At 71.9% G+C, this 24,538-nt stretch carries 20 protein-coding genes; 17 read left to right on the top strand and 3 right to left on the bottom strand.

What is annotated here, in order from left to right:
* The first annotated feature begins 40 nt into the window (after positions 1–40).
* A complete protein-coding gene (locus ACFYY6_RS04365) occupies positions 41–772 on the top strand; it encodes a hypothetical protein (RefSeq protein WP_351521403.1) in 732 nt (243 codons plus the stop codon).
* A complete protein-coding gene (locus ACFYY6_RS04360; RefSeq protein ID WP_351627262.1) occupies positions 769–1,290 on the top strand; it encodes a hypothetical protein in 522 nt (173 codons plus the stop codon). The genes ACFYY6_RS04365 and ACFYY6_RS04360 overlap by 4 nt, the downstream gene beginning before the upstream one ends.
* Positions 1,291–1,422: 132 nt before the next feature.
* Here ACFYY6_RS04360 and ACFYY6_RS04355 read toward each other — a convergent pair whose 3' ends face one another.
* A complete protein-coding gene (locus ACFYY6_RS04355) occupies positions 1,423–2,565 on the bottom strand; it encodes a PucR family transcriptional regulator (RefSeq protein ID WP_389191608.1) in 1,143 nt (380 codons plus the stop codon).
* A 179-nt stretch (positions 2,566–2,744) separates the two neighbouring features.
* Here ACFYY6_RS04355 and ACFYY6_RS04350 point away from each other — a divergent pair, with 179 nt between their 5' ends.
* Positions 2,745–3,725: a proline dehydrogenase family protein gene (locus ACFYY6_RS04350; protein WP_351521399.1), complete on the top strand. Its 981-nt coding sequence runs from the start codon at positions 2,745–2,747 to the stop codon at positions 3,723–3,725.
* Positions 3,726–3,778: 53 nt separating this feature from the next.
* Positions 3,779–5,410, top strand: a complete 1,632-nt coding sequence (gene pruA, locus ACFYY6_RS04345; RefSeq protein ID WP_351521397.1) for an L-glutamate gamma-semialdehyde dehydrogenase — start codon at positions 3,779–3,781, stop codon at positions 5,408–5,410.
* Positions 5,411–5,578: 168 nt separating this feature from the next.
* On the opposite strand, the gene ACFYY6_RS04340 is transcribed toward pruA, so the two are convergent.
* Positions 5,579–6,289: a nitroreductase family protein gene (locus ACFYY6_RS04340; protein WP_351627269.1), complete on the bottom strand. Its 711-nt coding sequence runs from the start codon at positions 6,287–6,289 to the stop codon at positions 5,579–5,581.
* Between the two features lie 170 nt (positions 6,290–6,459).
* On the opposite strand from ACFYY6_RS04340, the gene ACFYY6_RS04335 reads away from it, so the two are divergent.
* From ACFYY6_RS04335 to ACFYY6_RS04280, 12 genes are all read left to right on the top strand, one after another.
* On the top strand, positions 6,460–7,080 hold the full coding sequence (locus ACFYY6_RS04335; RefSeq protein WP_351521394.1) for a GNAT family N-acetyltransferase: 621 nt from the start codon (positions 6,460–6,462) through the stop codon (positions 7,078–7,080).
* Positions 7,081–7,433: 353 nt separating this feature from the next.
* Positions 7,434–7,562: a hypothetical protein gene (locus ACFYY6_RS04330; protein WP_274535421.1), complete on the top strand. Its 129-nt coding sequence runs from the start codon at positions 7,434–7,436 to the stop codon at positions 7,560–7,562.
* Between the two features lie 112 nt (positions 7,563–7,674).
* The gene (locus ACFYY6_RS04325) at positions 7,675–8,718 is read left to right on the top strand and encodes a 3-isopropylmalate dehydrogenase (protein WP_351521392.1); all 1,044 of its coding nucleotides are present in this window, start codon (positions 7,675–7,677) and stop codon (positions 8,716–8,718) included.
* A 406-nt stretch (positions 8,719–9,124) separates the two neighbouring features.
* Positions 9,125–10,213 carry a branched-chain amino acid aminotransferase gene (locus ACFYY6_RS04320; protein ID WP_351521391.1) on the top strand — a complete coding sequence of 363 codons (1,089 nt, stop codon included), beginning with the start codon at positions 9,125–9,127 and terminating at the stop codon, positions 10,211–10,213.
* Between the two features lie 439 nt (positions 10,214–10,652).
* On the top strand, positions 10,653–11,423 hold the full coding sequence (ureA, locus tag ACFYY6_RS04315; protein WP_389191605.1) for an urease subunit gamma: 771 nt from the start codon (positions 10,653–10,655) through the stop codon (positions 11,421–11,423).
* Positions 11,420–13,117, top strand: coding sequence for an urease subunit alpha (locus tag ACFYY6_RS04310; protein ID WP_073784735.1), 1,698 nt, complete (start codon positions 11,420–11,422; stop codon positions 13,115–13,117). Before ureA ends, ACFYY6_RS04310 begins: the two co-directional genes overlap by 4 nt.
* A gap of 130 nt (positions 13,118–13,247) precedes the next feature.
* Entirely contained in the window at positions 13,248–14,261 is a 1,014-nt protein-coding gene (locus tag ACFYY6_RS04305) for an agmatine/peptidylarginine deiminase (protein WP_389191602.1), read from the top strand.
* 123 nt (positions 14,262–14,384) lie between these two features.
* Positions 14,385–15,008: a TetR/AcrR family transcriptional regulator gene (locus tag ACFYY6_RS04300; RefSeq protein WP_389191599.1), complete on the top strand. Its 624-nt coding sequence runs from the start codon at positions 14,385–14,387 to the stop codon at positions 15,006–15,008.
* Positions 15,009–15,090: 82 nt separating this feature from the next.
* Complete coding sequence (locus tag ACFYY6_RS04295; protein ID WP_389191596.1) at positions 15,091–16,434, top strand: MFS transporter; 1,344 nt, start codon at positions 15,091–15,093, stop codon at positions 16,432–16,434.
* Positions 16,435–16,711: 277 nt separating this feature from the next.
* Complete coding sequence (gene cimA / locus ACFYY6_RS04290) at positions 16,712–18,325, top strand: citramalate synthase (protein ID WP_351516753.1); 1,614 nt, start codon at positions 16,712–16,714, stop codon at positions 18,323–18,325.
* Positions 18,326–18,456: 131 nt separating this feature from the next.
* Positions 18,457–19,992 carry a hypothetical protein gene (locus tag ACFYY6_RS04285; RefSeq protein ID WP_386608115.1) on the top strand — a complete coding sequence of 512 codons (1,536 nt, stop codon included), beginning with the start codon at positions 18,457–18,459 and terminating at the stop codon, positions 19,990–19,992.
* 164 nt (positions 19,993–20,156) lie between these two features.
* Positions 20,157–23,015 (top strand): SpoIIE family protein phosphatase, encoded by a 2,859-nt coding sequence (locus ACFYY6_RS04280; RefSeq protein ID WP_389191593.1) that lies wholly within the window; start codon positions 20,157–20,159, stop codon positions 23,013–23,015.
* 143 nt (positions 23,016–23,158) lie between these two features.
* Here ACFYY6_RS04280 and ACFYY6_RS04275 read toward each other — a convergent pair whose 3' ends face one another.
* A complete protein-coding gene (locus ACFYY6_RS04275; protein ID WP_389191590.1) occupies positions 23,159–23,782 on the bottom strand; it encodes a YceI family protein in 624 nt (207 codons plus the stop codon).
* A gap of 229 nt (positions 23,783–24,011) precedes the next feature.
* Between ACFYY6_RS04275 and ACFYY6_RS04270 the strand changes: the two genes are divergently transcribed.
* Positions 24,012–24,536: a hypothetical protein gene (locus ACFYY6_RS04270; protein ID WP_351516757.1), complete on the top strand. Its 525-nt coding sequence runs from the start codon at positions 24,012–24,014 to the stop codon at positions 24,534–24,536.
* Positions 24,537–24,538: the final 2 nt, after the last annotated feature.

The raw sequence follows: 24,538 nt of genomic DNA, 5'->3' as shown, positions 1-24,538 counted from the left end.
CCCGCCGCGCCCGAGGACGAAGCTCGACGGAGGAAAGTGCATGCGACGTGTAGTGCGGGCCTTCTGGGGGCCCCGGCCGGAGTCGGCCGAGGCGCTCGCCGGACGCTGGAAGCGGACGCTGGACGGGATCACGGCACTGCTCCCCGGGGCGGTGCCACCGGGCGGCGCCACCGGGGCGGGGGGCCCGTGGCGGCAGGTGCACGGGACCGGCCCGGAGACCGAACTGCCCGCGGACGAGGGGGCGCTGCTCGGTGCCCTGCGCGTGGCGCAGGCGGCCGAGGACTGGTCCGACCTCACGGGCACGGCGCTGCGGCTGCACCGTACGGACGCGCCCGGTCTGCGGACCGAGCTGAGCGGACTCGCCGGGGGCGCACCGGAGTTCCTGCTCCAGTCGTTCGTGATGACGCTCCACGTGCCGGACGGTGCCGAGGTCCCGGGGGCGGATCTCCTCGCCGTGCTCGCCCGGGAGTGGGAGCCGGACTTCGGCGACGTGAGCGACGACGACGTGCTCGACGCGCTGGAGGACGACGCCGGGTACTCCGTCGGCGACCCCGTGGTGGGCCGGGCCGGCTACCTCTCCCCGGGGCGCGCCGCCCTCGTGCCCGGCGACCTGAAGGCCGTCCGGGAGGAACTGCCGGGAGGCGGCGTGCTGTTGCGCATCGCGGACGCGGGCGCGGACGTGACCGCCGAGGTGGTGGCGGCCTACGAGCGGCTGCGCGACGCCGGTGCGCTGGATCCGCTGCCCCGTCCGATGGACCGGGCGGTGCTGTGACCTGCCGCGCCGGGGAGCCCTTCGCCCTCGCCCAGGCGCTGGCCGACGTCGAGGCGCTGCTGACCGTCCCGCTGCCGGGGTCCGGGCCCGTGGTGGCCGAGGGCGATCCGGAGACGGGGGAGTGGACCGGCACCGGCGGCGACGGCTTCCGCATCGTCCCGCTGTGGGAGGGCGATGCGCTGACCGGGGTGTACGCCCCCGAGTGGAACGACGCGCAGGAGGCGGCGGAGGCCCATCTTGCCGCCCTGGCCGCGGAATTGGACCGTCGTTGGGGCCCGCATCACGCGGTTCCGCTCCATGTGCCGCTGCTGCGACGGCAGGAGGGCGCCCGGGTGGATCCGCTGTTCGAGGCACTGTTCCGGCAGGACCTCTACGGCGACCTGGTGGTGTGGGGCCCGGTGGGCGGTACGGGCCGCTGGGCCGGGGTGACCGTGGGCCACAGCGACGGCGACGCCCCGCTAGTGCTCGCGGCCCTCGTCAGCGACCGCCCGGTCACGGCCCCGGACGACGACCGCTGAGGGGGAGCGAGGGCCGGCCTCGCGTCCCCACGGCCCGGTGCTTCGTGTCCGGTCGTGTTCGCACGACGGCGGCTCGGCGTCCCCGTGCCCTGTCCCTTTTCGTGTCCGGCTTCGTGCACCGCTCCCCGCCGCTCAGAGCCGGGCGCCCTTGAGGGCCATGTGCAGCAGCAGCCGGTCCTCGCCGTCGTTCAGATCGAGGCCGGTGAGCTGGTGGACGCGGGAGAGCCGGTAGTAGAGCGTCTGGCGGTGGATGCCGAGCGCGGCGGCCGTCCGCGACGCCTGGCCCGCGCAGTCGAGGAACACCTCGGCGGTGCGGGCCAGGTCCGCGTGCGCGGGGGCCAGCAGGGCGCGGACCGCCGGGTCCGCGGCCGACTCCGCGGGGAGCGCCGTCAGCATCCGGTACGGGCCGATCGCCGACCACTCGGTGACCGTTCCGAAGCGGGACTCGGCCGCCGCCGCGCGGGCCGCCGCCGACGCCTCGTGCCAGGCCGTCGGGAGGTCCGCCAGACCCCGGCGGGCCGCCGCGATCCCAGCCGTGGCGCCCCGTCCGGCGGTCGAGCACAGCCGCCCGGCCGCGGTGCGGGCCGGGTCGAGGGAGTCGGCGGAACGCAGCCGGACCAGCGCCGCCAGCGAGGGCGGACCGGCCGGTCCGGGCGCCGCGACCGAGGAGAGCGCCGCCGCCGACGGCACCGTACCGACCGACGGCGCCTCGTCCGGCCACGGCGACACACACACCACCGTGTGAAGTCCCTCCGCGTCCCGGCCCAGCGACTCGCGCAGCGCGGCCACCGCCATGTCGCGCTGCCAGCCCCGCCCGGCGGTGAGGACCGCGCCGAACTCCCTCGACAGGTCCGTTCCGGCCCGCGCCTCCTCCGAGAGCAGCCCCCCGATCCGGGCCGCCACCTCCATCGCCGCCTCCAGCCGCTCCTCGGTCGGACCGGGCTCCGCGTCGAGCAGCCACACGTAACCGAGGACCACCCCCCGGTGGCGTACCGGCAGACAGATCCGGCCACGGAACACCCCGGCCTCCGGGGCGGGCGGAATGCGGACCGGGCCGGTGGCGCGGGTGATGCCGAAGCCCTCGAACCAGGCACGGACCGCGGGCGTGGAGCGCCTGGTCAGGATCGAGCGGGTGCGGACCGGGTCCATCGCCGTGTCGTCGTCGCTGTCGTGGGCCCCGAAGGCGATCAGGCCGAAATCGCGGTTCTCCAGTGTGGCGGGGGCGCCGAGCAGTCCGGAGATCTCGTCGACCAGCTCCTGGTAATCGCGCTTCACCCGGCCATTCTCGCACCCCTTCAGACATATGTCTGAGATCCGGGCAACGGATGCGTGACAGCTGTCGATGGCCCAGGATCGGAGAGATCCTTAGATTTCACGGTGGTTCTCCGTGCTGTATCGCCGCGTTCGCCCCGCACCGGTACGGCCTTCGTTCGTACTTTCCGTGGAGGTGCCCCGTGCTGGGTCCCGTGATTCTCGCCGCGTCCCGCAGCGACAAGATGCGCCGTTTCATATCGGCCGCGCCCGGCACGAAGCAGGTCGTCGACCGGTTCATCGCCGGTGAGACCGTCGACCAGGTGGTCCCGATCATCCGGGACGCCGCCGACAAGGGCCTCGAGGTCACCCTCGACGTGGTGGGCGAGGACATCACCACCCCCGAGCAGGCCGCCGCCGCCCGTGACGCCTACCTGGAGCTGATCGACCGTCTCAAGGACCTGGAGCTGGGCGACCGGGCCGAGATGTCCGTGAAGCTGTCCATGTTCGGGCAGTCCCTCCCGTCGCCCACCACCGCCCTCGACGGAGAGCCCTCCGGGCCCGCCGCCCGCTTCCACGGCGGGCACGAGCTGGCGCTCGCCAATGTCCGTCCGGTCGTCGAGGCCGCCGCCGCGATCGGCACCACGGTCACCCTGGACGCGGAGGACCACACCACCCTCGACTCCATGTTCGCCATCCACGAGGAGCTGCGGAAGGACTTCCCGCAGACCGGCTGCGTGATCCAGGCGTACCTGTTCCGCACCGAGGAGGACGCCCGCCGCCTGGCCGCCGCCGGCAGCCGCGTCCGCCTCGTGAAGGGTGCCTACAAGGAGCCCGCCTCCGTCGCGTACCAGGACAAGGCCGAGATCGACAAGGCGTACGTCCGCATCCTGAAGACCCTGATGGAGGGCGAGGGCTACCCGATGATCGGGTCGCACGATCCCCGGCTGATCGCCATCGCCCAGGAGCTGGGCCGCAAGGCAGGGCGCAAACTGGACGAGTACGAGTTCCAGATGCTGTACGGCATCCGCAGCGAGGAGCACATCCGGCTCGCCGCCGAGGGCCACCGCATGCGCGTGTACACCGCGTACGGAACCGACTGGTACGGCTACTTCATGCGCCGTCTCGCGGAGAAGCCGGCGAACCTGCTGTTCTTCGGCCGCTCCGTCCTCACCAAGAGCTGACCCGCTCGGCCGACCCCCGACCCCGAACCCCGACACGAGGAGACAAGGCACTCATGGACGCTGTGACTCAGGTCCCCGCGCCGGTCAACGAGCCGGTCCACACCTACGCCCCGGGCTCCCCGGAGCGCGCCCGCCTGGAGACGAAGCTCAAGGAGCTCAGCCAGAACCCGATCGAGCTTCCGATGACGATCGGCGGCGAGAAGCGGATGGGTGGCGGTGAGCGCTTCGACGTCGTGCAGCCCCACAACCACAAGGCCGTCATCGGCACGTACGCCAACGCCACGGAGCAGGACGCGCAGGACGCGATCGACGCCGCGCTGGCCGCCGCCCCGGCCTGGCGGGCGACCTCCTTCGACGACCGTGCCGCGATCATCCTGCGCGCCGCCGAGCTGCTCGCCGGCCCCTGGCGCGAGACGATGGCCGCCTCCACGATGCTCGGCCAGTCCAAGACCGCCCAGCAGGCGGAGATCGACACCCCCTGTGAGCTCGTCGACTTCTGGCGCTTCAACGTGCACTACGCGCGCCAGATCCTCGCCGAGCAGCCCCCGGCCAACTCCCCGGGCGTGTGGAACCGCATGGACCACCGTCCGCTGGAGGGCTTCGTCTACGCGATCACGCCGTTCAACTTCACGGCCATCGCGGGCAACCTGCCCACCGCCCCGGCCCTCATGGGCAACGTCGTGGTGTGGAAGCCGTCCCCGACGCAGACCCACGCCGCCGTGCTGCTGATGCAGCTCCTGGAGGAGGCGGGCCTGCCCAAGGGCGTCATCAACCTGGTGACGGGCGACGGCCTGGCCGTCTCCGAGGTGGCCCTGAACCACCGCGACCTGGCCGGTATCCACTTCACCGGCTCGACCCCCACCTTCCAGCACCTGTGGCGGACGGTCGGCAACAACATCGCCAACTACCGCACCTACCCGCGGCTCGTCGGCGAGACCGGTGGCAAGGACTTCGTCGTCGCCCACCCGTCGGCCGACCACGCCGTCCTGAAGACCGCGCTGACCCGGGGCTCCTTCGAGTTCCAGGGCCAGAAGTGCTCGGCCTCCTCGCGCGCGTACATCCCGGCTTCCATCTGGAACTCCGGTTTCAAGGAGAAGTTCGCCGCCGAGGTCGACTCCATCACCATGGGCGACGTCACCGACCTGTCGAACTTCATCGGCGCCGTCATCGACGAGCGTTCGTTCGCCAAGAACAAGGCGGCCATCGACCGTGCCGCGGCCGACCCGTCCTGCACGATCATCGCGGGCGGCACGTACGACGACTCGGTCGGCTACTTCGTCCGTCCGACCGTCATCGAGTGCACCGACCCTTCGAACGAGGTCTTCACGACCGAGTACTTCGGCCCGATCCTCGCCGTGCACGTCTACGAGGACGACCAGTACGACGCGATGCTGGAGCAGATGGAGTCGGTCTCCGACTACGCGCTGACCGGTTCCGTCATCGCGGGCGACCGCACCGCGGCCGCGTACACGATGGAGAAGCTGCGGTACGCCGCGGGCAACTTCTACATCAACGACAAGTCGACCGGTGCCGTGGTCGGTCAGCAGCCCTTCGGCGGCGGCCGCGCCTCGGGCACCAACGACAAGGCGGGCGCCCCGCAGAACCTCCAGCGCTGGACCCTGACCCGGGCCATCAAGGAGACGCTGGTCCCGCCGACCGAGTACACCTACCCCCACCAGGGCTGATATCCCCCGCGTCGCCCTCCGCCCAGGGGGCCGACGCCCTCGCGGGGCGCCGCCCCACCGGCGCCCCGCCCGAACTCCGCCTCCCGACCGGTTCCCCTGCCGGCCGGGAGGCGGCTTCCATCGCGCCCCCTCGCGCTCCGGGTCCGTCGCGGCCAGGGGCCCGCGGGCTCAGACCTCCACGAGCACCTGGTCCAGCGACTTGCGGACCAGGTCGGGCACCTCGCAGTCGTCGGCCGGATAGCCGACCGGGATCACCGCGAACGCCTTCTCGTTCTCGGGCCGGCCCAGCACCTCGCCCAGGAACCGCATCGGACTCGGCGTGTGGACCAGCGCGGCCAGGCCCGACAGATGCAGCACGGACAGCAGCATGCCGACGGCGATCCCGACCGACTCGTCGACGTAGTAGTGCTTGCGCTTGGTACCGTCCTCGCCCAGCCAGTACCGCTGCTGGAACACCACGACGAGCGCCGGGGCGTCCGTCATGTGGGACTTGACGGCGTCCGTGCCGAGCGGGCGCAGCGCCGCCAGCCACTCCTCGCCGAGCCTGCCGTCGTAACTGATCCGCTCCTCGTTCTCGGCCGCCTCGCGGATGCGGCGCCGTACCTCCGGGTCCTTGACCAGGACGAAGGTCCACGGCTGCTGATGGGCGCCGGACGGGGCGGTGGCGGCGCAGGCGATCGCGTCCTTGAGGACCTGCTCGGGGACGGGATCCGCCGAGAACCGGCGCACGGTCCTGCGTTCGTCCAGCCGCCGCCTCAACTCCGCGGCGCGGGTGAGGGATTCGTCCGCCGGCATGCGCTCGGGCCGGTAGGGGACGGGGCGGTAGGGCTCGCCGTGGACGGGGGCCCAGGGCCTGGGCGGGGCTGTGATGTCGGACATGCGGGCAGTGTGACGGGCGGACGGTGGTCCGGACCAGAGTGCGGCCGGACAGATCATGTGCGTACCGTCGGTCAGTGTCCGGTGGACGACGCGCGGCGTTACGACCGGCTCTCGCGGGGCGGGAGACTATTCGGTGCCCGTCGGGTTCTCCACGTGGCAGGCTGACGGCCATGACCGAGCCGACCGCCCCCGCCCTGCGTACCGCGCACACCCATCAGCTCGCCCCGGCCGCCCTCGACGAGATCCGGGCCTTCCTGGACACCGCCTTCGAGGGCGACTTCAGTGACGAGGACTGGGACCACGCCCTCGGCGGCATCCACGCGTACATCCGTGACGACAGCGGCATTCTCGCCCACGGCAGCGTCGGCCAGCGCCGGGTGGTCCGGGCGGGCCGCTCGTACCGGATCGGCTATGTGGAGGCGGTGGCGGTCCGCGCCGACCGGCGCCGGGAGGGGCTCGGCGGGCGGGTGATGGCCGCCCTGGAGCAGGTCGTGGACAGGGCGTACGCCTTCGCGGCCCTCTCCGCCTCGGAGGAGGGCGCCGCGATGTACGCCGGACGCGGCTGGTGGGTGTGGCCAGGACGGATCGCCGTGCAGGGGCCGCACGGGATCGAGCGGCTGCCGGAGGAGGAGGGCTCCACGTATGTCAGGGGCGTGGCGGGCGGGGCGCTGCCCGTTCCCTCCGGGGACCTGACCGCCGGCCGCCCCGGGGTCCCGCCTGCCGGGCCCGAGGGCCTGTCCGCCGATCCCGGGGCGCTGGTCTTCGACTGGCGCGACGGTGACGTGCTGTGAGCCGGGGCGGGCCGGTGGGGCGGGAAGGCCGGTGAGGCAAGCGGGCCGGTGACGGCGAGGGCCGGCGGGGCACGCGGGCAGGGCGGCGGTGGGCGGGCGGAGTGTTCTCCGTCTCAGATAGTAGGAAGTCCGAGTAATTGTGGAGACAGACCGGCCGAGCTGTCCTAGCTTTGTAGGAGCCGAACGTCTCGCTCGATCCAGCGACCGGCGGTCGTGAGTGCGCGCGCCCCGCGCAGGCAACCCCTGCGGCGCCGACTCCCCGCCCCTTCCGGCGCCTCGAAATCCCGATCTCGACATCACGTTCACGGTTTTTCGATCTCGAAGTCCTCGCGATCTCAAGGAGTCGATCCATCATGGCCGAGACGACCGCCCGCCGCGTCCGTCACACCCACCGCCCGACCGAGTCGGAGCGCCGGAACGCCGCCGCCGCCCTCCAGCGCGCCCTCGACCGCAGGGACAACGGCGGCTCCACGGGGCACTGACGACAGCCGGGTCCCCGACCGCGTGACAGCTGGTGCCGCTCCCGGCACTAGCGACTCGTCCACATGGTGGACGCGTCGTGTCATGGGGTGGGACGCGCAGTAGGGTGCGGACATGTCTCGCAGCATCAATCTCGCAGTGATCCCCGGTGACGGCATCGGCCAGGAGGTCGTGGCCCAGGGCCTCAAGGTCCTCAGGGCCGTTCTCCCGCAGGATGTGAAGCTGGAGACCAAGGAGTACGACCTCGGCGCCCGGCGCTGGCACCGCACCGGCGAAACCCTGCCGGACGCGGAACTCGAAGCCCTCAAGGGTCACGAGGCCATCCTGCTCGGCGCGATCGGCGACCCCTCCGTGCCGTCCGGCGTCCTGGAGCGCGGGCTCCTGCTGAAGCTGCGGTTCGCCTTCGACCACTTCGTCAACCTGCGTCCGTCGAAGCTGTTCCCGAACACCGCGACCCCGCTGGCGGGCCGTCCGGACATCGACTTCGTCGTGGTCCGCGAGGGCACCGAGGGCCCGTACACCGGCAACGGCGGCTCGCTGCGCACCGGGACGGAGCACGAGGTCGCCACCGAGGTCAGCGTCAACACCGCCTTCGGCGTCGAGCGCGTCGTCCGTGACGCGTTCGAGCGAGCCGCCGCCCGCCCGCGCAAGAAGCTGACGCTGGTTCACAAGAACAACGTCCTCGTGTACGCGGGTCACATGTGGAAGAACATCTTCGACAAGGTCGCGGCCGAGTATCCCGAGGTCACCACCGACTACCTGCACGTCGACGCCGCGACGATCTTCTTCGTCACCCAGCCGGAGCGCTTCGACGTCATCGTCACCGACAACCTCTTCGGTGACATCCTCACCGACCTCGCCGCCGCCGTGACCGGTGGCATCGGCCTGGCCGCCTCCGGCAACATCAACCCGACGGGCGACTTCCCGTCGATGTTCGAACCGGTCCACGGCTCCGCGCCCGACATCGCGGGCCAGGGCAAGGCCGACCCGACGGCCACGATCCTCTCCGTCGCCCTCCTGCTGCGCCACCTCGGACACGAGGCCGAGGCCGCCCGTATCGAGGACGCCGTCTCCGCCGACCTGGCGGAGCGCGACGGCGGATCGCCGCGTACCACCGACCAGATCGGCGACGCGCTCGCGGTACGCGTAGCGAGCTGACCCGACGACTCCGTATCGAGGCCGCCGGGTCGCAGACAGCACCCGGCGGCTTCTTCTGTGCGGTCCCGGGTGCCACCACCGAGCACAGGACCGCATTCGCGTCATTTCGTGCGCGGCCTCCCGGGAGCGATAATCGAACGGGGCCGCGACTCGCGGCCGGACAGACCGGCACACGAAGGGTGGAAAGCGGAGCGGGAACCGGGGCGCGTGGCTGCCGGGTGACGGATCGCGCATGGCCGATTCACGACCATGCTGAGGGGCGACACCACGGCGGAGAGGCGTACCAGGACCCGTGACGCCCACCCTTCGTGTGCGGGCCGGTCCGGTTCCGGACGTCCCGGCGCCCGCCCGGCAGGAGCGGCGCGAGTGCGGTCCCACACACACGACAGGTGAAGGACACGCACTCATGACGACGCCCACGATCGAGCTCAAGCCCTCCTCGAACCCGCTGTCCGACGCGGAGCGCGAGGCCATTCTGGCCAAGCCGGGATTCGGCCGGTACTTCACCGACCACATGGTGACGATCCGGTGGACCGAGGGCCGGGGCTGGCACGACGGCCAGCTCGTCCCCTATGGTCCGCTCTCCCTCGACCCCGCCACCACCGTGCTCCACTATGCCCAGGAGATCTTCGAGGGTCTCAAGGCGTACCGCCGGCCCGACGGCTCCGTCGCCACGTTCCGCCCCGACGCGAACGCCCGCCGGTTCCAGGCATCGGCGCGCCGGCTGGCCATGCCGGAGCTGCCGGTCGAGACGTTCATCGAGGCGTGCGACCTGCTGGTCCAGCAGGACAAGGCATGGGTTCCGGCGCACGGTGGCGAGGAGTCGCTCTACCTGCGCCCGTTCATGATCGCGAGCGAGGTCGGTCTCGGGGTGAAGCCCGCCAACGAGTACCTCTTCGTCGTCATCGCGTCCCCGGCCGGCGCCTACTTCCCCGGCGGCGTCAAGCCGGTCTCCATCTGGCTCTCCGAGAACCGGGTGCGGGCCGTCCCCGGCGGCATGGGCGACGCCAAGACCGGCGGCAACTACGCCGCCTCCCTCCTCGCCCAGGCCGAGGCGAGCGAGAAGGGCTGCGACCAGGTCGCCTACCTCGACGCGGTCGAGCACAAGTGGGTCGAGGAGCTCGGTGGCATGAACCTGTACTTCGTGTACGGGAACAAGATCGTCACCCCGACACTGACCGGTTCGCTGCTGGCCGGCGTCACCCGTGACTCGCTGCTCACGGTCGCCCGCGACCTCGGCTACGAGTCCGAGGAGGGCCGCGTCTCCATCGACCAGTGGCGCGAGGACACCGAGAACGGCACCCTCACGGAGGTCTTCGCCTGCGGAACCGCCGCCGTCATCACTCCCGTCGGCACCGTCAAGTGCGAGGGCGGCGAGTGGACCCAGGGCGACGGCGGTCCGGGCGAGGTCACGCTGAAGCTGCGTGAGCGGCTGCTGGACATCCAGCGCGGGGTCGCCGAGGACACCCACGGGTGGATGCACCCGCTCGGCTAAGGGCTGTCCCGTAATCCCTGACGGGCGCCCGACGACAGCTGCGGCACCTCGCCGCGTTGTCGGAACGCCCACATACGTCCCGTATGCGGGTGCCCCTCCGCCTTGCGATGCACCACATCTGACGCCGCGCTGATCCGCCACGGATTACGGGACCCCTTAGGGCGTGTTGCGAAAGTGGCGTCGTTCGCCCGCGACGCGTGTGTTCGCCATGTCCTGCGGCACGTGCGTCCTGTGAGGCGTACTTCCCGATCGCGTACGACCCCAAGGCCGCGCCCGGCTCCATGCCGGGCGCGGCCTTCGTCGTGTCCGCCCCTCGCGCCGACCGCAGCTTCGCCCGTCGCCGGGGCCCGTCGAGCGGCACTCGAATGTGGTGAAGGCATCTTTTCTATTTCCCTGCCCTCACGGTTAGAGTGCTGCTCTAAACAGGAGGTGTGCAGGCGTGCGACTGACCCCGACGGAACGGGACCGGCTGCTGCTGTTCGGTGCCGCCGAACTGGCCCGGGCCCGCCGCGCCCGAGGGCTGCGGCTCAATGTCCCCGAGGCGACGGCACTGATCGCGGACACGGTCTGCGAGGCGGCCCGCGACGGGCGCAGGCTCACCGAGGCCATCGAGGCGGGGCGCTCCGTGCTCGGGCCCGACGACGTGCTGCCGGGTGTCGCGGACGTCGTCACCGAAGTCCATGTGGAGGCCGTCTTCGACGACGGTTCGCGGCTCGCCGTGGTGCCCCGCCCGCTGGGCTACGGCGGCGGACTCGGCGAGGACGCGCCCGGGGCCGTCGTCCCCGGTCCCGTCACCCCCGGGCCCGAGCCCGCGACGCGACTGACCGTCCGCAACACCGCGACCGTCCCGGTCTCCGTGACCTCCCACTTCCACTTCTTCGAGGCGAACCCCCGGCTCGACTTCGACCGGTCCGCCGCGTACGGGACGCGGCTGTGCGTCCCTGCCGGGTCCTCCGTCCGGTTCGGGCCGGGGGAGAGCGTCGAGGTGGGGCTGGTGCCCATCGGCGGGGACCGGATCGCCATCGGGTTCGCCGGGCTCGTCGACGGTCCGCTCGACGCGCCCGGAGCGCGCGAGGAGGCCCTGCGGCGCGCGGCGGCCTGCGGCTACCTGGGCGCCGGCCCGGTGCCCGAACGGGAGGACGTGCCGGCGCCGGAGCCGGACGGCGCGGCGGAATCCGAACGCGGCACCGAACGAGGAGGGCGGCGATGAGCATCGACGGAATCGACGGACACGAGTACGCCTCCGTGCACGGCCCGCGCGCCGGGGACCTGGTCCGGCTCGGCGACTCCGGGCTGACCGTGCGCGTCGAGTCCGACGCCCAGGCGTACGGCGACGAGTTCCTCGCCGGGTTCGGCAAGACCGCCCGCGACGGGCTGCACCTCAAGGCGGCGGCCGTCCGCGACACCTGTGACGTCGTCATCAGCAACGTCCTGGTCATCGACGCCGTGCAGGGCATCCGCAAGGTGTCGATCGGCATCCGCGAGGGACGCATCGCGGCCATCGGGCGGGCGGGCAACCCGGACACGCTCGACGGCGTCGACGTCGTCGTGGGCACCGGCACCACCATCGTCTCCGGGGAGGGGATGATCGCCACGGCGGGCGCCGTCGACACGCACGTCCACCTGCTCTCACCGCGGATCATGGAGGCCTCGCTCGCCTCGGGCGTCACCACGATCATCGGCCAGGAGTTCGGCCCGGTCTGGGGCGTCGGCGTCAACTCGCCCTGGGCGCTGCGCCACGCGTTCAACGCCTTCGACGCCTGGCCGGTCAACATCGGCTTCCTGGGCCGGGGCTCGTCCTCCGGACGCGCCCCCCTGGTCGAGGCGCTGGCAGAGGGCGGGGCCTGCGGCTTCAAGGTCCACGAGGACATGGGCGCCCACGCCCGCGCCCTGGACACCGCGCTGCGCGTGGCCGAGGAGCACGACGTACAGGTCGCCCTGCACAGCGACGGGCTGAACGAGTGCCTGTCGGTCGAGGACACCCTGCGCGTGCTCGAAGGCCGTACCGTCCACGCCTTCCACATCGAGGGCTGCGGCGGCGGACACGTCCCCAACGTCCTGCGGATGGCGGGCGTCGAGAACGTCATCGGCTCGTCCACCAACCCGACCCTGCCCTTCGGCCGGGACGCCGTCGCCGAGCACTACGGGATGATCGTCTCCGTGCACGACCTCAAGACCGATCTGCCGGGCGACGCCGCCATGGCCCGCGACCGGATCCGGGCCGGGACGATGGGTGCCGAGGACGTGCTGCACGACCTGGGCGCCATCGGCATCACCTCCTCCGACGCGCAGGGCATGGGACGCGCCGGGGAGACGGTGCGCCGCACCTTCGCGATGGCCGGGAAGATGAAGGCCGAGCGCGGGCCGCTGGACGGCGACGGACCGGCGGACGACAACGCCCGGGTGCTGCGCTACATCGCCAAGCTCACCATCAACCCCGCCATCGCCCACGGCCTCGCGCACGAGGTCGGCTCCATCGAGACCGGGAAGCTCGCCGACATCGTGCTGTGGCGGCCCGAGTTCTTCGGTGCCAAACCGCAGCTCGTACTGAAGGCCGGATTCCCGGCGTACGGGGTCACGGGCGACCCGAACGCCGCCACCGACACCTGCGAACCCCTCGTCCTCGGACCGCAGTTCGGGGCGTACGGGGCGACCGCCGCCGACCTCTCCGTGGCCTTCGTCTCGCAGGCGGCGACCGAGCTGGGCGCGGACCTGATGCCCACCCGGCGGCGCCGCGTCGGCGTACGCGGCACCCGCGGCATCGGCCCCGGCGACCTCGTCCACAACTCCCGTACCGGAGCGGTCGACGTGGACACCCGCAGCGGTCTGGTCACGCTGGACGGCGACCCGCTGCGCTCCGAGCCCGCCGAGTCCGTCTCCCTCAACCGCCTCTACTTCCTCTGACGCCCGGCGCCCCCGGCGTCCGGTGTTCCCTGCCCGCCCGGCGCTCCCCGGCGTCCGGGGCCGTCCGACGGTCGGGCGCACTCCGGCGACCCGCCTCCCCGAGCACCCGAGAACCACTCAAGGACACTCCATGACCTTCCGCATGCCCCCCGAATGGGCCCCGCACGAGCGCACCTGGATGGCCTGGCCGGGCCCCAACCCCACCTTCGCCACCGAGGCCGAACTGGACGAGGCCCGGCGCGCCTGGGCCGCCGTCGCCCGAGCCGTCCGCCGCTTCGAACCCGTCACGATGGTGGTCGGCCCCGGTCAGGAGGACGGCGCCCGCACGCTCCTCGGCCCGGACATCGACCTGGCTCTCCGCCCGCTCGACGACGCCTGGATGCGCGACATCGGACCCACCTTCGTCACCGACGGGCACCGGCTGGCCGCCGTCGACTGGACGTTCAACGGCTGGGGCGCCCAGGACTGGGCCCGCTGGGAGCACGACCAGCACATCGCCCGTGCCGTCGCCTCACTCGCCGACGTCCCCGTGCACGGCTCCCCGCTCGTCAACGAGGGCGGCGCCCTCCACGTCGACGGCGAGGGCACCGTGCTGCTCACCGAGACCGTCCAGCTCGGCCCGGAGCGCAACCCCGGCTGGACCCGCGAGCAGGTCGAGGCCGAGATCCACGCCCGGATCGGCACCGAGAAGGCCATCTGGCTGCCGCGCGGGCTGTCCGGCGACTACGGCACGTACGGCACCCTCGGGCACGTCGACATCGTCGCCGCCTTCGCCCGCCCGGGCACCGTCGTCGTCCACGTCCAGCCGGACCCGGCCCACCCCGACCACGAGATCACCCGCGAGACCGTCCGCATCCTGCGCGCCGCCACCGACGCCCGGGGCCGCTCCCTGGACGTCGTGGAGGTCCCCGCCCCCACCGTGCTCGAGGCCGAGGGGGAGTGGGTCGACTACTCCTACATCAACCACTACCTCTGCAACGGCGGCGTGGTCCTGTGCGCCTTCGACGACCCGCGCGACGAGGAGGCGGCGGCCATCTTCCGCGAACTGTTCCCCGACCGCACGGTCACCCTCGTCGACGCGCGTACGATCTTCGCGGGCGGTGGAGGCATCCACTGCATCACCCAGCAGCAGCCGAAGGTCTGAGAGCCTGCCCGGGTGACCCTCCGGTCGAAGGTCGCCCGACGGGCTCCGGCAGCCGGGCCACCACAGCGGCCGAGGGTCCCGACGACCGAGGCCACCCGACAACAGCAGCCGAAGGTCCGAACCGTGCCCTCCGCCCCACGCCGTCGCAACACCGCCCCGCCCCGCGAGGAGGTGCTGGCCGCCGCCATGGCCACCATCGCCGAACGGGGCCTCGACGGCCTCACCATGGCCGGGCTGGGCCGTGAGGTCGGCATGAGCAGCGGCCACCTCCTCTACTACTTCCGTACCAAGGACGAACTGCTGCTCCGCACCCTGGAGTGGAGCGAGGGCCGGCTCGGCGAGCGGCGGCGCACCCTGCTGGCCGGGCCCGGGACGGTACGCGAACGGCTCGACGCCTATCTGGGCCTGTATCTCCCCGACGGCCCCCGCGACCCGCACTGGACGCTCTGGCTGGAGGTCTGGAACCGCTCGCAGAACGCCGACGACGACGCCCGCGCCCGGCAGTCCGCCATCGAGGGCGCCTGGCACCGGGACCTGGTGGCGCTGCTCGCGGAGGGGGCCTCGCGCGGGGAGTTTCGTACCGTCGACGCCGAACGGTTCGCCACCCGGCTGCGGGCCCTGCTCGACGGGTTCAGCGTCCATGTCGCGGTCGGTCTGCCCGGTACCGGACGGAATCAAGTCCTCGACCAGGTGCGGGAGTTCATCGACGAATCGCTCATCGCCCCGCAGCCGCCCGCGGCTTCGTGAACGAGGCGCACGTAAGTACGTGTGATCGTTTGCCCGTTGCGCCCTTGTTGCGCTCCCGGCCGTTCGGGCACGGTGACGGACCATGGGACGAGAGCAGTGGAAGAAGATCTGGATCGGCTCCGCGGGCAACATGGTCGAGTGGTTCGACTGGTTCGTGTACGCGACCTTCGCCGTCTACTTCGCGGATTCGTTCTTCCCCGAGGGCAACGAGACCGCCAACCTCATGAACTCCATGGGCATCTTCGCCGTGGGCTTCTTCATGAGACCGGTCGGCGGCTGGCTGCTCGGCCGGATCGGTGACCGCAGAGGCCGCAAGGCCGCGCTCACCCTGACCGTCACCCTCATGTCGGCCTCCGCGATCCTCATCGCCGCCGCGCCGACGTACGACACCGCGGGATACGGCGGGGTCGCCGTGCTGCTGCTGGCCCGGCTCCTCCAGGGCCTCTCCGTCGGCGGCGAGTACGCCGCCAGCGCCACCTACCTCACCGAGGCGTCCGCCCCCGGCCGGCGCGGCTTCGCCTCCAGCTTCCAGTACGTGTCCATGACCGCCGGCCAACTCGTCGGCCTCGGCCTCCAGATCGTCATGCAGCGCACCATGTCCGAGGCGGCCCTGCACAGCTGGGGCTGGCGGATCCCGTTCATCATCGGCGCGCTCGGCGCCGCAGTCGTCTTCTACCTGCGCCGCTCGATGCTGGAGACCGAGGTGTACGCCGAGTCGGGCGCCGCCGAGCAGCGGGACCGGGGCACGCTGCGGGCGCTGTGGCGGCACAGGCGCGAGGCGTTCCTGGTGATGGCCCTGACCATGGGCGGCACCGTCGCGTACTACACGTACACGACCTATCTGACCAAGTTCCTCTCCAAGAGCGCCGGGATGGAGAAGTCCACCGCCTCGCTCGTCAGCTTCTGCGCCCTCTTCGTCTTCATGTGCCTCCAGCCGCTCGCCGGACTGCTCTCCGACCGGATCGGCCGCCGCCCGCTGCTGATCACCTTCGCGATCGGCTCCACCTTCCTGACCGTGCCGATCATGACGCTGCTCCGGCACGCCGGAACCTTCTGGCCCGCCTTCGGGCTGGCGCTCCTCGCCCTGGTCGTCGTCACCGGATACACCTCCATCAACGCCTGTGTGAAGGCCGAACTCTTCCCGACCGGCGTCCGCGCCCTCGGCGTCGCGCTCCCGTACGCCCTCGCCAACGCGCTCTTCGGCGGCACCGCCGAGTACGTGGCCCTCTGGTTCAAGAAGGCGGGGGCGGAGTCCGGCTTCTACTGGTACGTGGCCGGCTGCGCCGCGGTCTCCCTGGTCGTCTATCTCACGATGCGGGAGACCCGGGACATCGACCTCGGGCGGGTCGGCACCGGAGGGCCGGGAGGAGAACGGGCGGAGCCCTCCGGAGCCGCCGGGACCACGAGCGTCACGCCCGCATCCTGAGACACGGCACGGCACGGAGGCGACCCTGTGCGACACTGCTTCCGTGCCCTCGTTCGTCATGATTATTGGCAACAGGCGCGCCGGTCCGCAGTGACCGTCCCGCACCACCCGTGCGGCACGGCCACCGTGCCCCAGACCCGCGCGCAGACCTCTCGCACCCGCGAGGGGTTTTTTCGTTTTCCGGCCCTCACCACGGCCGGGGCGAGGCACGCGGGATGATGGGGGCAAGTGGAGCCAGATCGCCCGGATCCACTCATCCGACAGGAGTCAGACCAGCATGACCACCAAGGCCACGGCCCAGGCCACCGACGACGGCTTCCATGTCTTCGACACCACGCTGCGCGACGGGGCCCAGCGTGAAGGCATCAATCTGACGGTCGCTGACAAGCTCACGATCGCCCGGTACCTGGACGACTTCGGCGTCGGCTTCATCGAGGGCGGCTGGCCCGGCGCCAACCCCCGTGACACGGAGTTCTTCGCCCGCGCCCGGCAGGAGATCGAGTTCAAGAACGCCCAGCTGGTCGCCTTCGGCGCGACCCGCAGACCGGGCGGCAAGGCCGCGGAGGACCCCCAGGTCAAGGCGCTGCTGGACTCCGGCGCCCAGGTGATCACCCTGGTCGCCAAGTCCCACGACCGCCATGTGGAACTCGCCCTGCGCACCACCCTCGAAGAGAATCTGGAGATGGTCCGCGACACCGTCTCCCACCTGCGCGAACAGGGCCGCCGGGTCTTCGTGGACTGCGAGCACTTCTTCGACGGCTACCGCGCCAACCCCGAGTACGCCAAGTCCGTGGTCCGCGCCGCGGCCGAGGCCGGCGCGGACGTCGTCATCCTCTGCGACACCAACGGCGGCATGCTCCCCGCCCAGGTCCAGGCCACCGTCTCCACCGTGCTCGCCGACACCGGCGCCCGGCTCGGCATCCACGCCCAGGACGACACCGGCTGCGCCGTCGCCAACACCCTGGCCGCCGTCGACGCGGGCGCCACCCACGTCCAGTGCACCGCCAACGGCTACGGCGAGCGCGTCGGCAACGCCAACCTCTTCCCCGTGGTCGCCGCGCTGGAGCTCAAGTACGGCAAGACCGTCCTGCCCGAGGGCGCGCTGGCCGACATGACCCGCGTCTCGCACGCGATCGCCGAGGTCGTCAACCTCACCCCGTCCACCCACCAGCCCTACGTCGGCGTCTCCGCCTTCGCCCACAAGGCCGGGCTGCACGCCTCCGCGATCAAGGTCGACCCGGACCTCTACCAGCACATCGACCCCGCGCTGGTCGGCAACACCATGCGGATGCTGGTCTCCGACATGGCGGGCCGCGCCTCCATCGAGCTCAAGGGCAAGGAGCTCGGCATCGACCTCGGCGGCGACCGCGAACTCGTCGGCCGGGTCGTCGAGCGCGTCAAGGAGCGCGAGCTGAGGGGCTACACCTACGAGGCGGCCGACGCCTCCTTCGAACTGCTGCTGCGCGCCGAGGCCGAGGGCCGCCGCCGATGCTACTTCCGCACCGAGTCCTGGCGGGCCATCGTCGAGAACCGCCCCGACGGCACGCACGCCAACGAGGCGACCGTGAAGCTCTGGGCCAAGGGCGAGCGGATCGTCGCCACCGCCGAGGGCAACGGCCCGGTCAACGCCCTCGACCGGGCGCTGCGTGTGGCGCTGGAGCGGATCCACCCGCAGCTGGCCAAGCTGGAACTGGTCGACTACAAGGTCCGCATCCTCGAAGGCCGCACCGGCACGGAGTCCACCACGCGCGTCCTCATCACCACGAGCGACGGCAACGGCGAGTGGGCGACGGTCGGCGTGGCGGAGAACGTCATCGCGGCGTCCTGGCAGGCGCTGGAGGACGCGTACACGTACGGACTGCTGCGGGCCGGGATCGAGCCCACGGAATAGCGCGGCGATCCCCGGTAGGGCGTAGCCCGGCGAGGTGGCGGGCGGCGGTGCTCGGTGGGTCGGTCGGTGGCAGGGGGCGCGGCGTCGGCCCGGCGGGAGCACGGTTCGCCCGCCCGGGTTAGCGTCGAAGTATGCGGAACAGGACGTTCCTGATCTGGCTGGCCGGGCTGCTCCTGCTGGTGCTGTCGTCGGCGCTGCCCGCCACGGCGCACGCCCCGGCCGGCCCACCGGCCGCGGCCGCCCCGGCCGCCCGGTCCGCCCCGATCGTCCCGGCCGTCGTGTCCCTACCGGCCGGCCCGGTCGTGCCGGATGCCCCGCCCGTCGCGCACGCCCCGGCCGTCGTGCCCGTCCCAGCCGTGTCGGACCGAGGTCGCGGGGCGGCCGTCGGCGCGTCGACCGTCGAGGACGTCGCGCGGGCGCTGCGCAAGAGCCCGGTGTACGTCGACCCGGCCGCCGCCGATCAGCTCTCCGCGAGCCAGGCGGCGGCCCTGGCGCGGAAGATCAAGGACGCCGACAAACCCGTGTTCGTGGCGGTCCTGCCGCGTACCGCGGCCTTCCCGGAACAGACCGTGCTGCCCACCCTGCGCACCGACACCGGCATCACCGGTGTCTACGCGGTCCGCCTCGGCGACGGGTTCTCCGCGGGCGCCGACCCGCAGGTCATGCCCACACAGGCGGTCCGGAATCTCACCGCCGCCGTGAAGACGCCCGGGACGGACACCGACGCCGCGACCCAGCTGAACGCCTTCGTCGACCGGGCCGTCGAGCAGGCCAGGGGCAGCGCCCCCGCCTCCTGGGGCGGCTCCACCGGGCGGGGCGGGACCCCCGCCACCGGACTGATCGCGCTCGGCGCGATCCTGGTGCTGGGCGGCGGCACGGCCTACCTGGTCGCCCGGCGGGGCCGCAGTCGCAGGGCGGAGGAGGAACGGGCCGCCCTCGACAAGCTCCGGGTGGTCGTCGACGAGGACATCACCGCGTACGGCGAGACCCTGGAACGCCTCGACTTCCACCCCGCCGAGCCAGGTGCCGACGACGCCATGCGCGCGGACTACGAACGGGCCCTCGACTCCTACGAGACCGCGAAGACCCTCATGGCCCGGTCCCGCCACCCCTCCGACGTACGCGCGGTGACGCGGGCGCTGGAGGACGGACGCTTCTCCCTCGCCGTGCTGGAGGCCCGTCGCACCGGTCGCGAACCGCCGGTCCGGCGCCCGCCGTGCTTCTTCGACCCGCGCCACGGACCCTCGGTCACCGACGTCCGGTGGTCCCCCTCCGGGGGGACGGCCCGCGAGGTCCCGGTCTGCGCGGCGGACGAGGCCCGGTTGCGCGCGGGCGAGGAGCCGCTGAGCCGCACCGTCGAGACGGACGACGGCCGCCGCCGCCCGTACTGGGAGGCGGGCCCCGCCTACGGCCCCTGGGCGGGCGGCTACTTCGGCGGCGGACTGCTCCCCGGCCTGCTGGTCGGCACCGTGCTCGGCTCCATGCTGGCGAGTCCGGCGTACGCCGCGGAGTACGGCGGTGACGACTTCGGCGGCTGGGGCGGCGGGGACTTCTCCGGCTCCGACTTCGACCCGTCCGGGTTCGACGGCGGAGGCTTCGGCGGCGGGGACTTCGGCGGGGGAGGCGATTTCGGGGGAGGCGGTGGCTTCGACGGCGGCGGGTTCTGAGCCGCCGGACGGCTACTTCTCGGGCACGAGCGATTCATGCTAGACCTTAGGTTATGTCTGGTATCGGCCGATTTTGGGCGAGGCTGCGACACTCCGTGCGGCGATCACATCGGCACGATGGGGGGCGTTCGGGCCAAGCCACCCCAGCGCCGCCCGGCCGAGACATGACACACCGCTCCCTGGGCCGTGATCTGCGCTCCCTGTTCAGCCTGCGCTCCGTGGCCGGCCAGGTCTTCTGCTTCACGCTCGCGCTGGTGCTCCTGCTCATCGCCGGCGGCGCGATCGCGCTGGTGCTGCAGGGGCGCCGTGACAGCCTGCAGGAGGCGCGGATGCGCACACTGAGCGTGGCCGAGACATTCGCCCACTCGCCAGGCACCGTGGCGGCACTGGACAGCAAGAACCCCACGGCGATCCTGCAGCCACGCGCGGAGGAGGTCCGCGAGCGCGCCCACGTCGCGTCCGTCGTCGTGGCCGGCCCCCAGGGCATCCGCTACACCCACCCCGACCCCGCGTTGATCGGCAAGCCGCTCCGCGGCCCGTACAAGCAGGCGCTGACCGGCCGGAGCTTCACCCAGAGCTTCACGAGCAGCCTGGGGCCCGTGGTCAACTCGGTGGTGCCTGTCACCCGGTCCGACGGATCCATCGCCGGTCTGGTGTCCGTGGCAATCACCGACAAGGCCGTGACCAGAGTGGCCGACCGGTCCATCTCGTTCAGCATCGCCACCGCGGTGGCCGCCTTCGCGATCACCGCATGTGGCGCCGTGCTCCTGAGCAGACGGCTGCGTCGGCAGACACACGGACTCGGGCCCGCCGAGATGACCCGTATGTACGAACACCACGACGCGGTGCTGCACGCCGTACGCGAAGGCGTCCTGATCGTCGACGCCGACCAGCGGCTCACTCTGTCGAACGACGAGGCGCGCAGGCTCCTCCACCTGCCTCCGGACGCGGAGGGCAGGGCGGTGACGGACCTGGGGCTGGACGCGGACGCCGCCGCGCTGCTCACCGGCGGTGAGATCGTGACGGACCAGGTGCTGCGCAGCGGCAACCGGCTGCTGGCCGTCAACGTGCGCCACACCGACGAGCACGGCGGCCCCGTCGGCTCCGTGGTGACACTGCGCGACACCACGGAGCTGAGCGCCGTCACCGGCCGCGCGGCCCTGGTCAGGGAGCGGCTGATGCTGCTCTACGAGGCCGGTGCCCGGATCGGCACCACCCTCGACGTCACCCGGACGGCCCAGGAGCTGGCCGATGTCGCGACCCCCGGATTCGCCGACGTCACCACCGTCGACCTCGCCGATCCCACACCGCCCGGGGAGGAGCCCGCCTTCGGTGCCGCGGTCCCGCTGGACATGCGCCGTACCGCCATCGCGTCCACGGATCCGCGCCAGCCCCTGTACCCGGTCGGCCGACAGGTCGGCCTGCTGCCCAGCAGGACCGCGGCCATGCGCATCGACATCGCGGAGAGCGGGCTGGGGCCCGATGTGATCGCCCGGCTGGGGTGGCGGAACTGGAATCCCGAGCGGGGTGAGAACCTTCGTCGGTTCGGCTTCCGGGCGGTGCTCTCCGTTCCGCTGCACGCGCGCGGCGTCATCCTGGGGCTGGCGAACTTCTGGCGGTTCAGCGGAGCCGAACCGTTCGACGACGACGACCAGTCCTTCGCCGAGGAACTGGTCGCCCGGGCGGCGGTCAACGTGGACAACGCCCGCCGGTACACCCGTGAGCACGAGATGGCGGTGGCGCTGCAGCGCAGTCTGCTGCCCCGCGACCTGCCCGAGCAGAACGCCCTGGAGATCGCCCACCGCTATCTGCCGGCGCGGGCCGAGGTGGGCGGCGACTGGTTCGACGTGATCCCGCTGCCCGGAGCCCGGGTCGCGCTGGTCGTCGGCGACGTGGTCGGACACGGTCTGCACGCCGCCGCCACCATGGGGCGGTTGCGGACCAGCATCCACAACTTCTCCGCCCTGGACCTGGCCCCCGACGAACTCCTCGGACACCTGGACGAGGTCGTCAGCCGGATGGACCTGGCCGAGGCGGCCGACGACTCCAGCGCCGAGATCAGCGGCGCGACCTGCCTGTACGCGATCTACGACGCCGTGTCGGGGAACTGCTCGGTGGCCCGCGCCGGCCACCCCGGCCCCGCGCTGGTCCTGCCCGACGGCACCGTCGAGTTCCCCGAGGGCCCGGCCGGTCTGCCCCTCGGCATCGGAGGGATGCCGTTCGAGGCGACCGAGTTCCACGTGCCCGAGGGCAGTCGGCTGGTCCTCTTCACCGACGGTCTCGTCGAGCGCCGCGACCGGGACATCGACGCCGGGCTGGAGCTGCTGCACGACGCGCTCGCCGACCGCGACCGCACGCCGGAGGAGACCTGCGACGACGTGCTCGAAGCGATGCTGCCCGACCCGCCGATCGACGACGTCGCGTTGCTCGTGGCCCGAACCCGCATCCTCGATCCCGACCAGGTCGCGCAGTGGGACGTGGCCACCGATCCGGCGGCCGTGGCCGGGGTCCGCAGGAACGTCGCCGAATGGCTCGCCGACCGGGGCCTGGACGAGGAGGCGTTCACCACCGAGCTGATCCTGAGCGAACTCGTCACCAACGCGGTGCGTTACGGCACCGGACCGATCGAGGTCCGTCTGCTGTACGACCGCAGCCTGACCTGCGAGGTGTCCGACACCAGCAACACCTCGCCGCATCTGCGCTACGCGGCGACGACGGACGAGGGCGGCCGGGGCCTGTTCCTCGTCGCCCAGATCGCCGAACGCTGGGGCACGCGCTACACCGAGACGGGCAAGGTGATCTGGTCGGAGCAGACGGTCGGGGAGCAGTCCGAGGACCACACGGTCACCGGCCTCGACCTCGACGACCTCGACCTCGACGGACTCGACATGGACACCGGTGTCGGGAACGGAGAGAACGACGGGGCTGGTGGGGAAGGCGGGACCGCCCCCGACGGCGGGAGCGCCCCGAACGGCGCGGACGGGGGGCGGCGGGGCGGCGACGACGAGCCGGGCCACCGGTGACCGGTCCGGCACCACGTATGCCGAGCGCCCGCCTTCCGGCCCTGGCGGGGGAGTAGGGGGAAGACGGGCGCGCTCGTGGTCGTGCTCCGGCCCGGACCGACCGGGGGCGGGGAGCACGAGGGGGAGGGGGACGCGGCAGGGCGTCAGGCCTGGGGGGTGGCCTTGATCGCGGAGATGTCGAAGTTCAGCTTGACCTTGTCGCTGACCATCACGCCGCCGGTCTCCAGCGCCGCGTTCCAGGTCAGGCCCCAGTCGGAGCGCAGGATGTCCGCGCTGCCCTCGAAGCCGACGCGCTCGTTGCCGTAGACGTCGGTGGCGGAGCCGTTGAACTCCAGGTCGATGGCGAGCGGACGCGTGACGTCCTTGATCGTGAGGTCGCCGGCGATGCGGTACTTGTCGCCGCCCAGCTGCTCGGCGTGCGTGGAGCGGAACGTCATGACCGGGAACTTCTCGGCGTCGAAGAAGTCGCCGCTCACCAGGTGGCCGTCGCGGTCGGCGATGCCGGTGTCAATGCTGGCGATCTTGACGTCGATCGAGGCGCTGGAGTGGGCCGGGTTGTGACCGTTGAGGTCCAGCTTGCCCTCGTACTCGCCGAAGGCGCCGCGCACATTGGTGACCATGGCGTGCCGCACGGTGAAGCCGATGCTGCTGTGGGCCGGGTCGATCGTGTACTCGCCGGTGAGGGCGGCCAGGGCCGGGTCCACGTCGGGGGCGGCGACGGCGGTGGCGGGCAGGGTGTCGTTCTTCTTGCGGCTGAACAGGGCCATGACTTCTCCTCGGGGGACTGAGCGAGCGGCGTTCGAGGTGTTGTTTAACCTTCAACGAGAATGACTGTAGCAGCTGCCTTGTTCAAGTTTCAACATGTGGTCTCGTGCGGGTGCGGGTGCCGAAGCCGGCGATGCGGTCCACTCGATCCCGCAACCCTCTGGCGACGCGCGTAGAAGTCGGGCACCATCTCCCTGGCCCTTGTTTGTCATGACCAGGAGGAGTCCCCCCATGGTGTCCCGTATGACACTGCGCCCCGTCCTGACCGCCTTCGCCCTCGTCCTGGGTGTCCTCTTCGCGCCCGGCATCGGTGTCCTCGGCGGCGGTGCCACCGAGGCACACGCCGTCACCAAGCTCACCCACTCCCAGGCCACCGCCCGGTTCAGCTCATCCGGGATCACGTGGTCGTCCTCCGGAGGCTGCTCCGATCGCAACGTCTCGACCTGCACCTCGTTCGACCAGCTCAACCTGCCCACCGCCCAGGGCGCTCAGACCCTCAAGAGCGCCACGGGTTGCGCGCTGAACATCACCGGCGGCACCGAGACCGGGCACGCCAGTGGCACCTACTCGCACTGGAACGGCTACAAGCTCGACTTCGCCAAGTCGACCTGCCTGACGAACTACGTCAAGAACACCTTCACCTACATCGGGGTGCGCGGTGACGGCGCCCCGCAGTACCAGGCCGGCTCCGGCAACGTCTACGCCGACGAGGGCAACCACTGGGACGTCACGTACTACAACTGCGGCGGCTGCTGACC

Origin of the sequence: Streptomyces sp. NPDC001750, assembly GCF_042892615.1 — a bacterium.
Taxonomy (GTDB): domain Bacteria; phylum Actinomycetota; class Actinomycetes; order Streptomycetales; family Streptomycetaceae; genus Streptomyces.
Note: the sequence above shows the minus strand (reverse complement) of the source record. Positions and strands in the feature narration are given on the sequence as shown.

Bases quoted from the DNA above. Each gene is read 5' to 3' on its own strand.
- ACFYY6_RS04305 (WP_389191602.1), top strand. From the start codon at position 13,248: ATGACCTTCCGCATGCCCCCCGAATGGGCCCCGCACGAGCGCACCTGG.
- ACFYY6_RS04270 (WP_351516757.1), top strand. From the start codon at position 24,012: ATGGTGTCCCGTATGACACTGCGCCCCGTCCTGACCGCCTTCGCCCTC.
- ACFYY6_RS04280 (WP_389191593.1), top strand. From the start codon at position 20,157: ATGACACACCGCTCCCTGGGCCGTGATCTGCGCTCCCTGTTCAGCCTG.
- ACFYY6_RS04340 (WP_351627269.1), bottom strand. From the start codon at position 6,289: ATGTCCGACATCACAGCCCCGCCCAGGCCCTGGGCCCCCGTCCACGGC.
- cimA (WP_351516753.1), top strand. From the start codon at position 16,712: ATGACCACCAAGGCCACGGCCCAGGCCACCGACGACGGCTTCCATGTC.
- ACFYY6_RS04365 (WP_351521403.1), top strand. From the start codon at position 41: ATGCGACGTGTAGTGCGGGCCTTCTGGGGGCCCCGGCCGGAGTCGGCC.
- ACFYY6_RS04275 (WP_389191590.1), bottom strand. From the start codon at position 23,782: ATGGCCCTGTTCAGCCGCAAGAAGAACGACACCCTGCCCGCCACCGCC.
- ACFYY6_RS04335 (WP_351521394.1), top strand. From the start codon at position 6,460: ATGACCGAGCCGACCGCCCCCGCCCTGCGTACCGCGCACACCCATCAG.
- ACFYY6_RS04285 (WP_386608115.1), top strand. From the start codon at position 18,457: ATGCGGAACAGGACGTTCCTGATCTGGCTGGCCGGGCTGCTCCTGCTG.
- ACFYY6_RS04310 (WP_073784735.1), top strand. From the start codon at position 11,420: ATGAGCATCGACGGAATCGACGGACACGAGTACGCCTCCGTGCACGGC.
- ACFYY6_RS04320 (WP_351521391.1), top strand. From the start codon at position 9,125: ATGACGACGCCCACGATCGAGCTCAAGCCCTCCTCGAACCCGCTGTCC.
- ACFYY6_RS04325 (WP_351521392.1), top strand. From the start codon at position 7,675: ATGTCTCGCAGCATCAATCTCGCAGTGATCCCCGGTGACGGCATCGGC.
- ACFYY6_RS04295 (WP_389191596.1), top strand. From the start codon at position 15,091: ATGGGACGAGAGCAGTGGAAGAAGATCTGGATCGGCTCCGCGGGCAAC.
- pruA (WP_351521397.1), top strand. From the start codon at position 3,779: ATGGACGCTGTGACTCAGGTCCCCGCGCCGGTCAACGAGCCGGTCCAC.
- ACFYY6_RS04330 (WP_274535421.1), top strand. From the start codon at position 7,434: ATGGCCGAGACGACCGCCCGCCGCGTCCGTCACACCCACCGCCCGACC.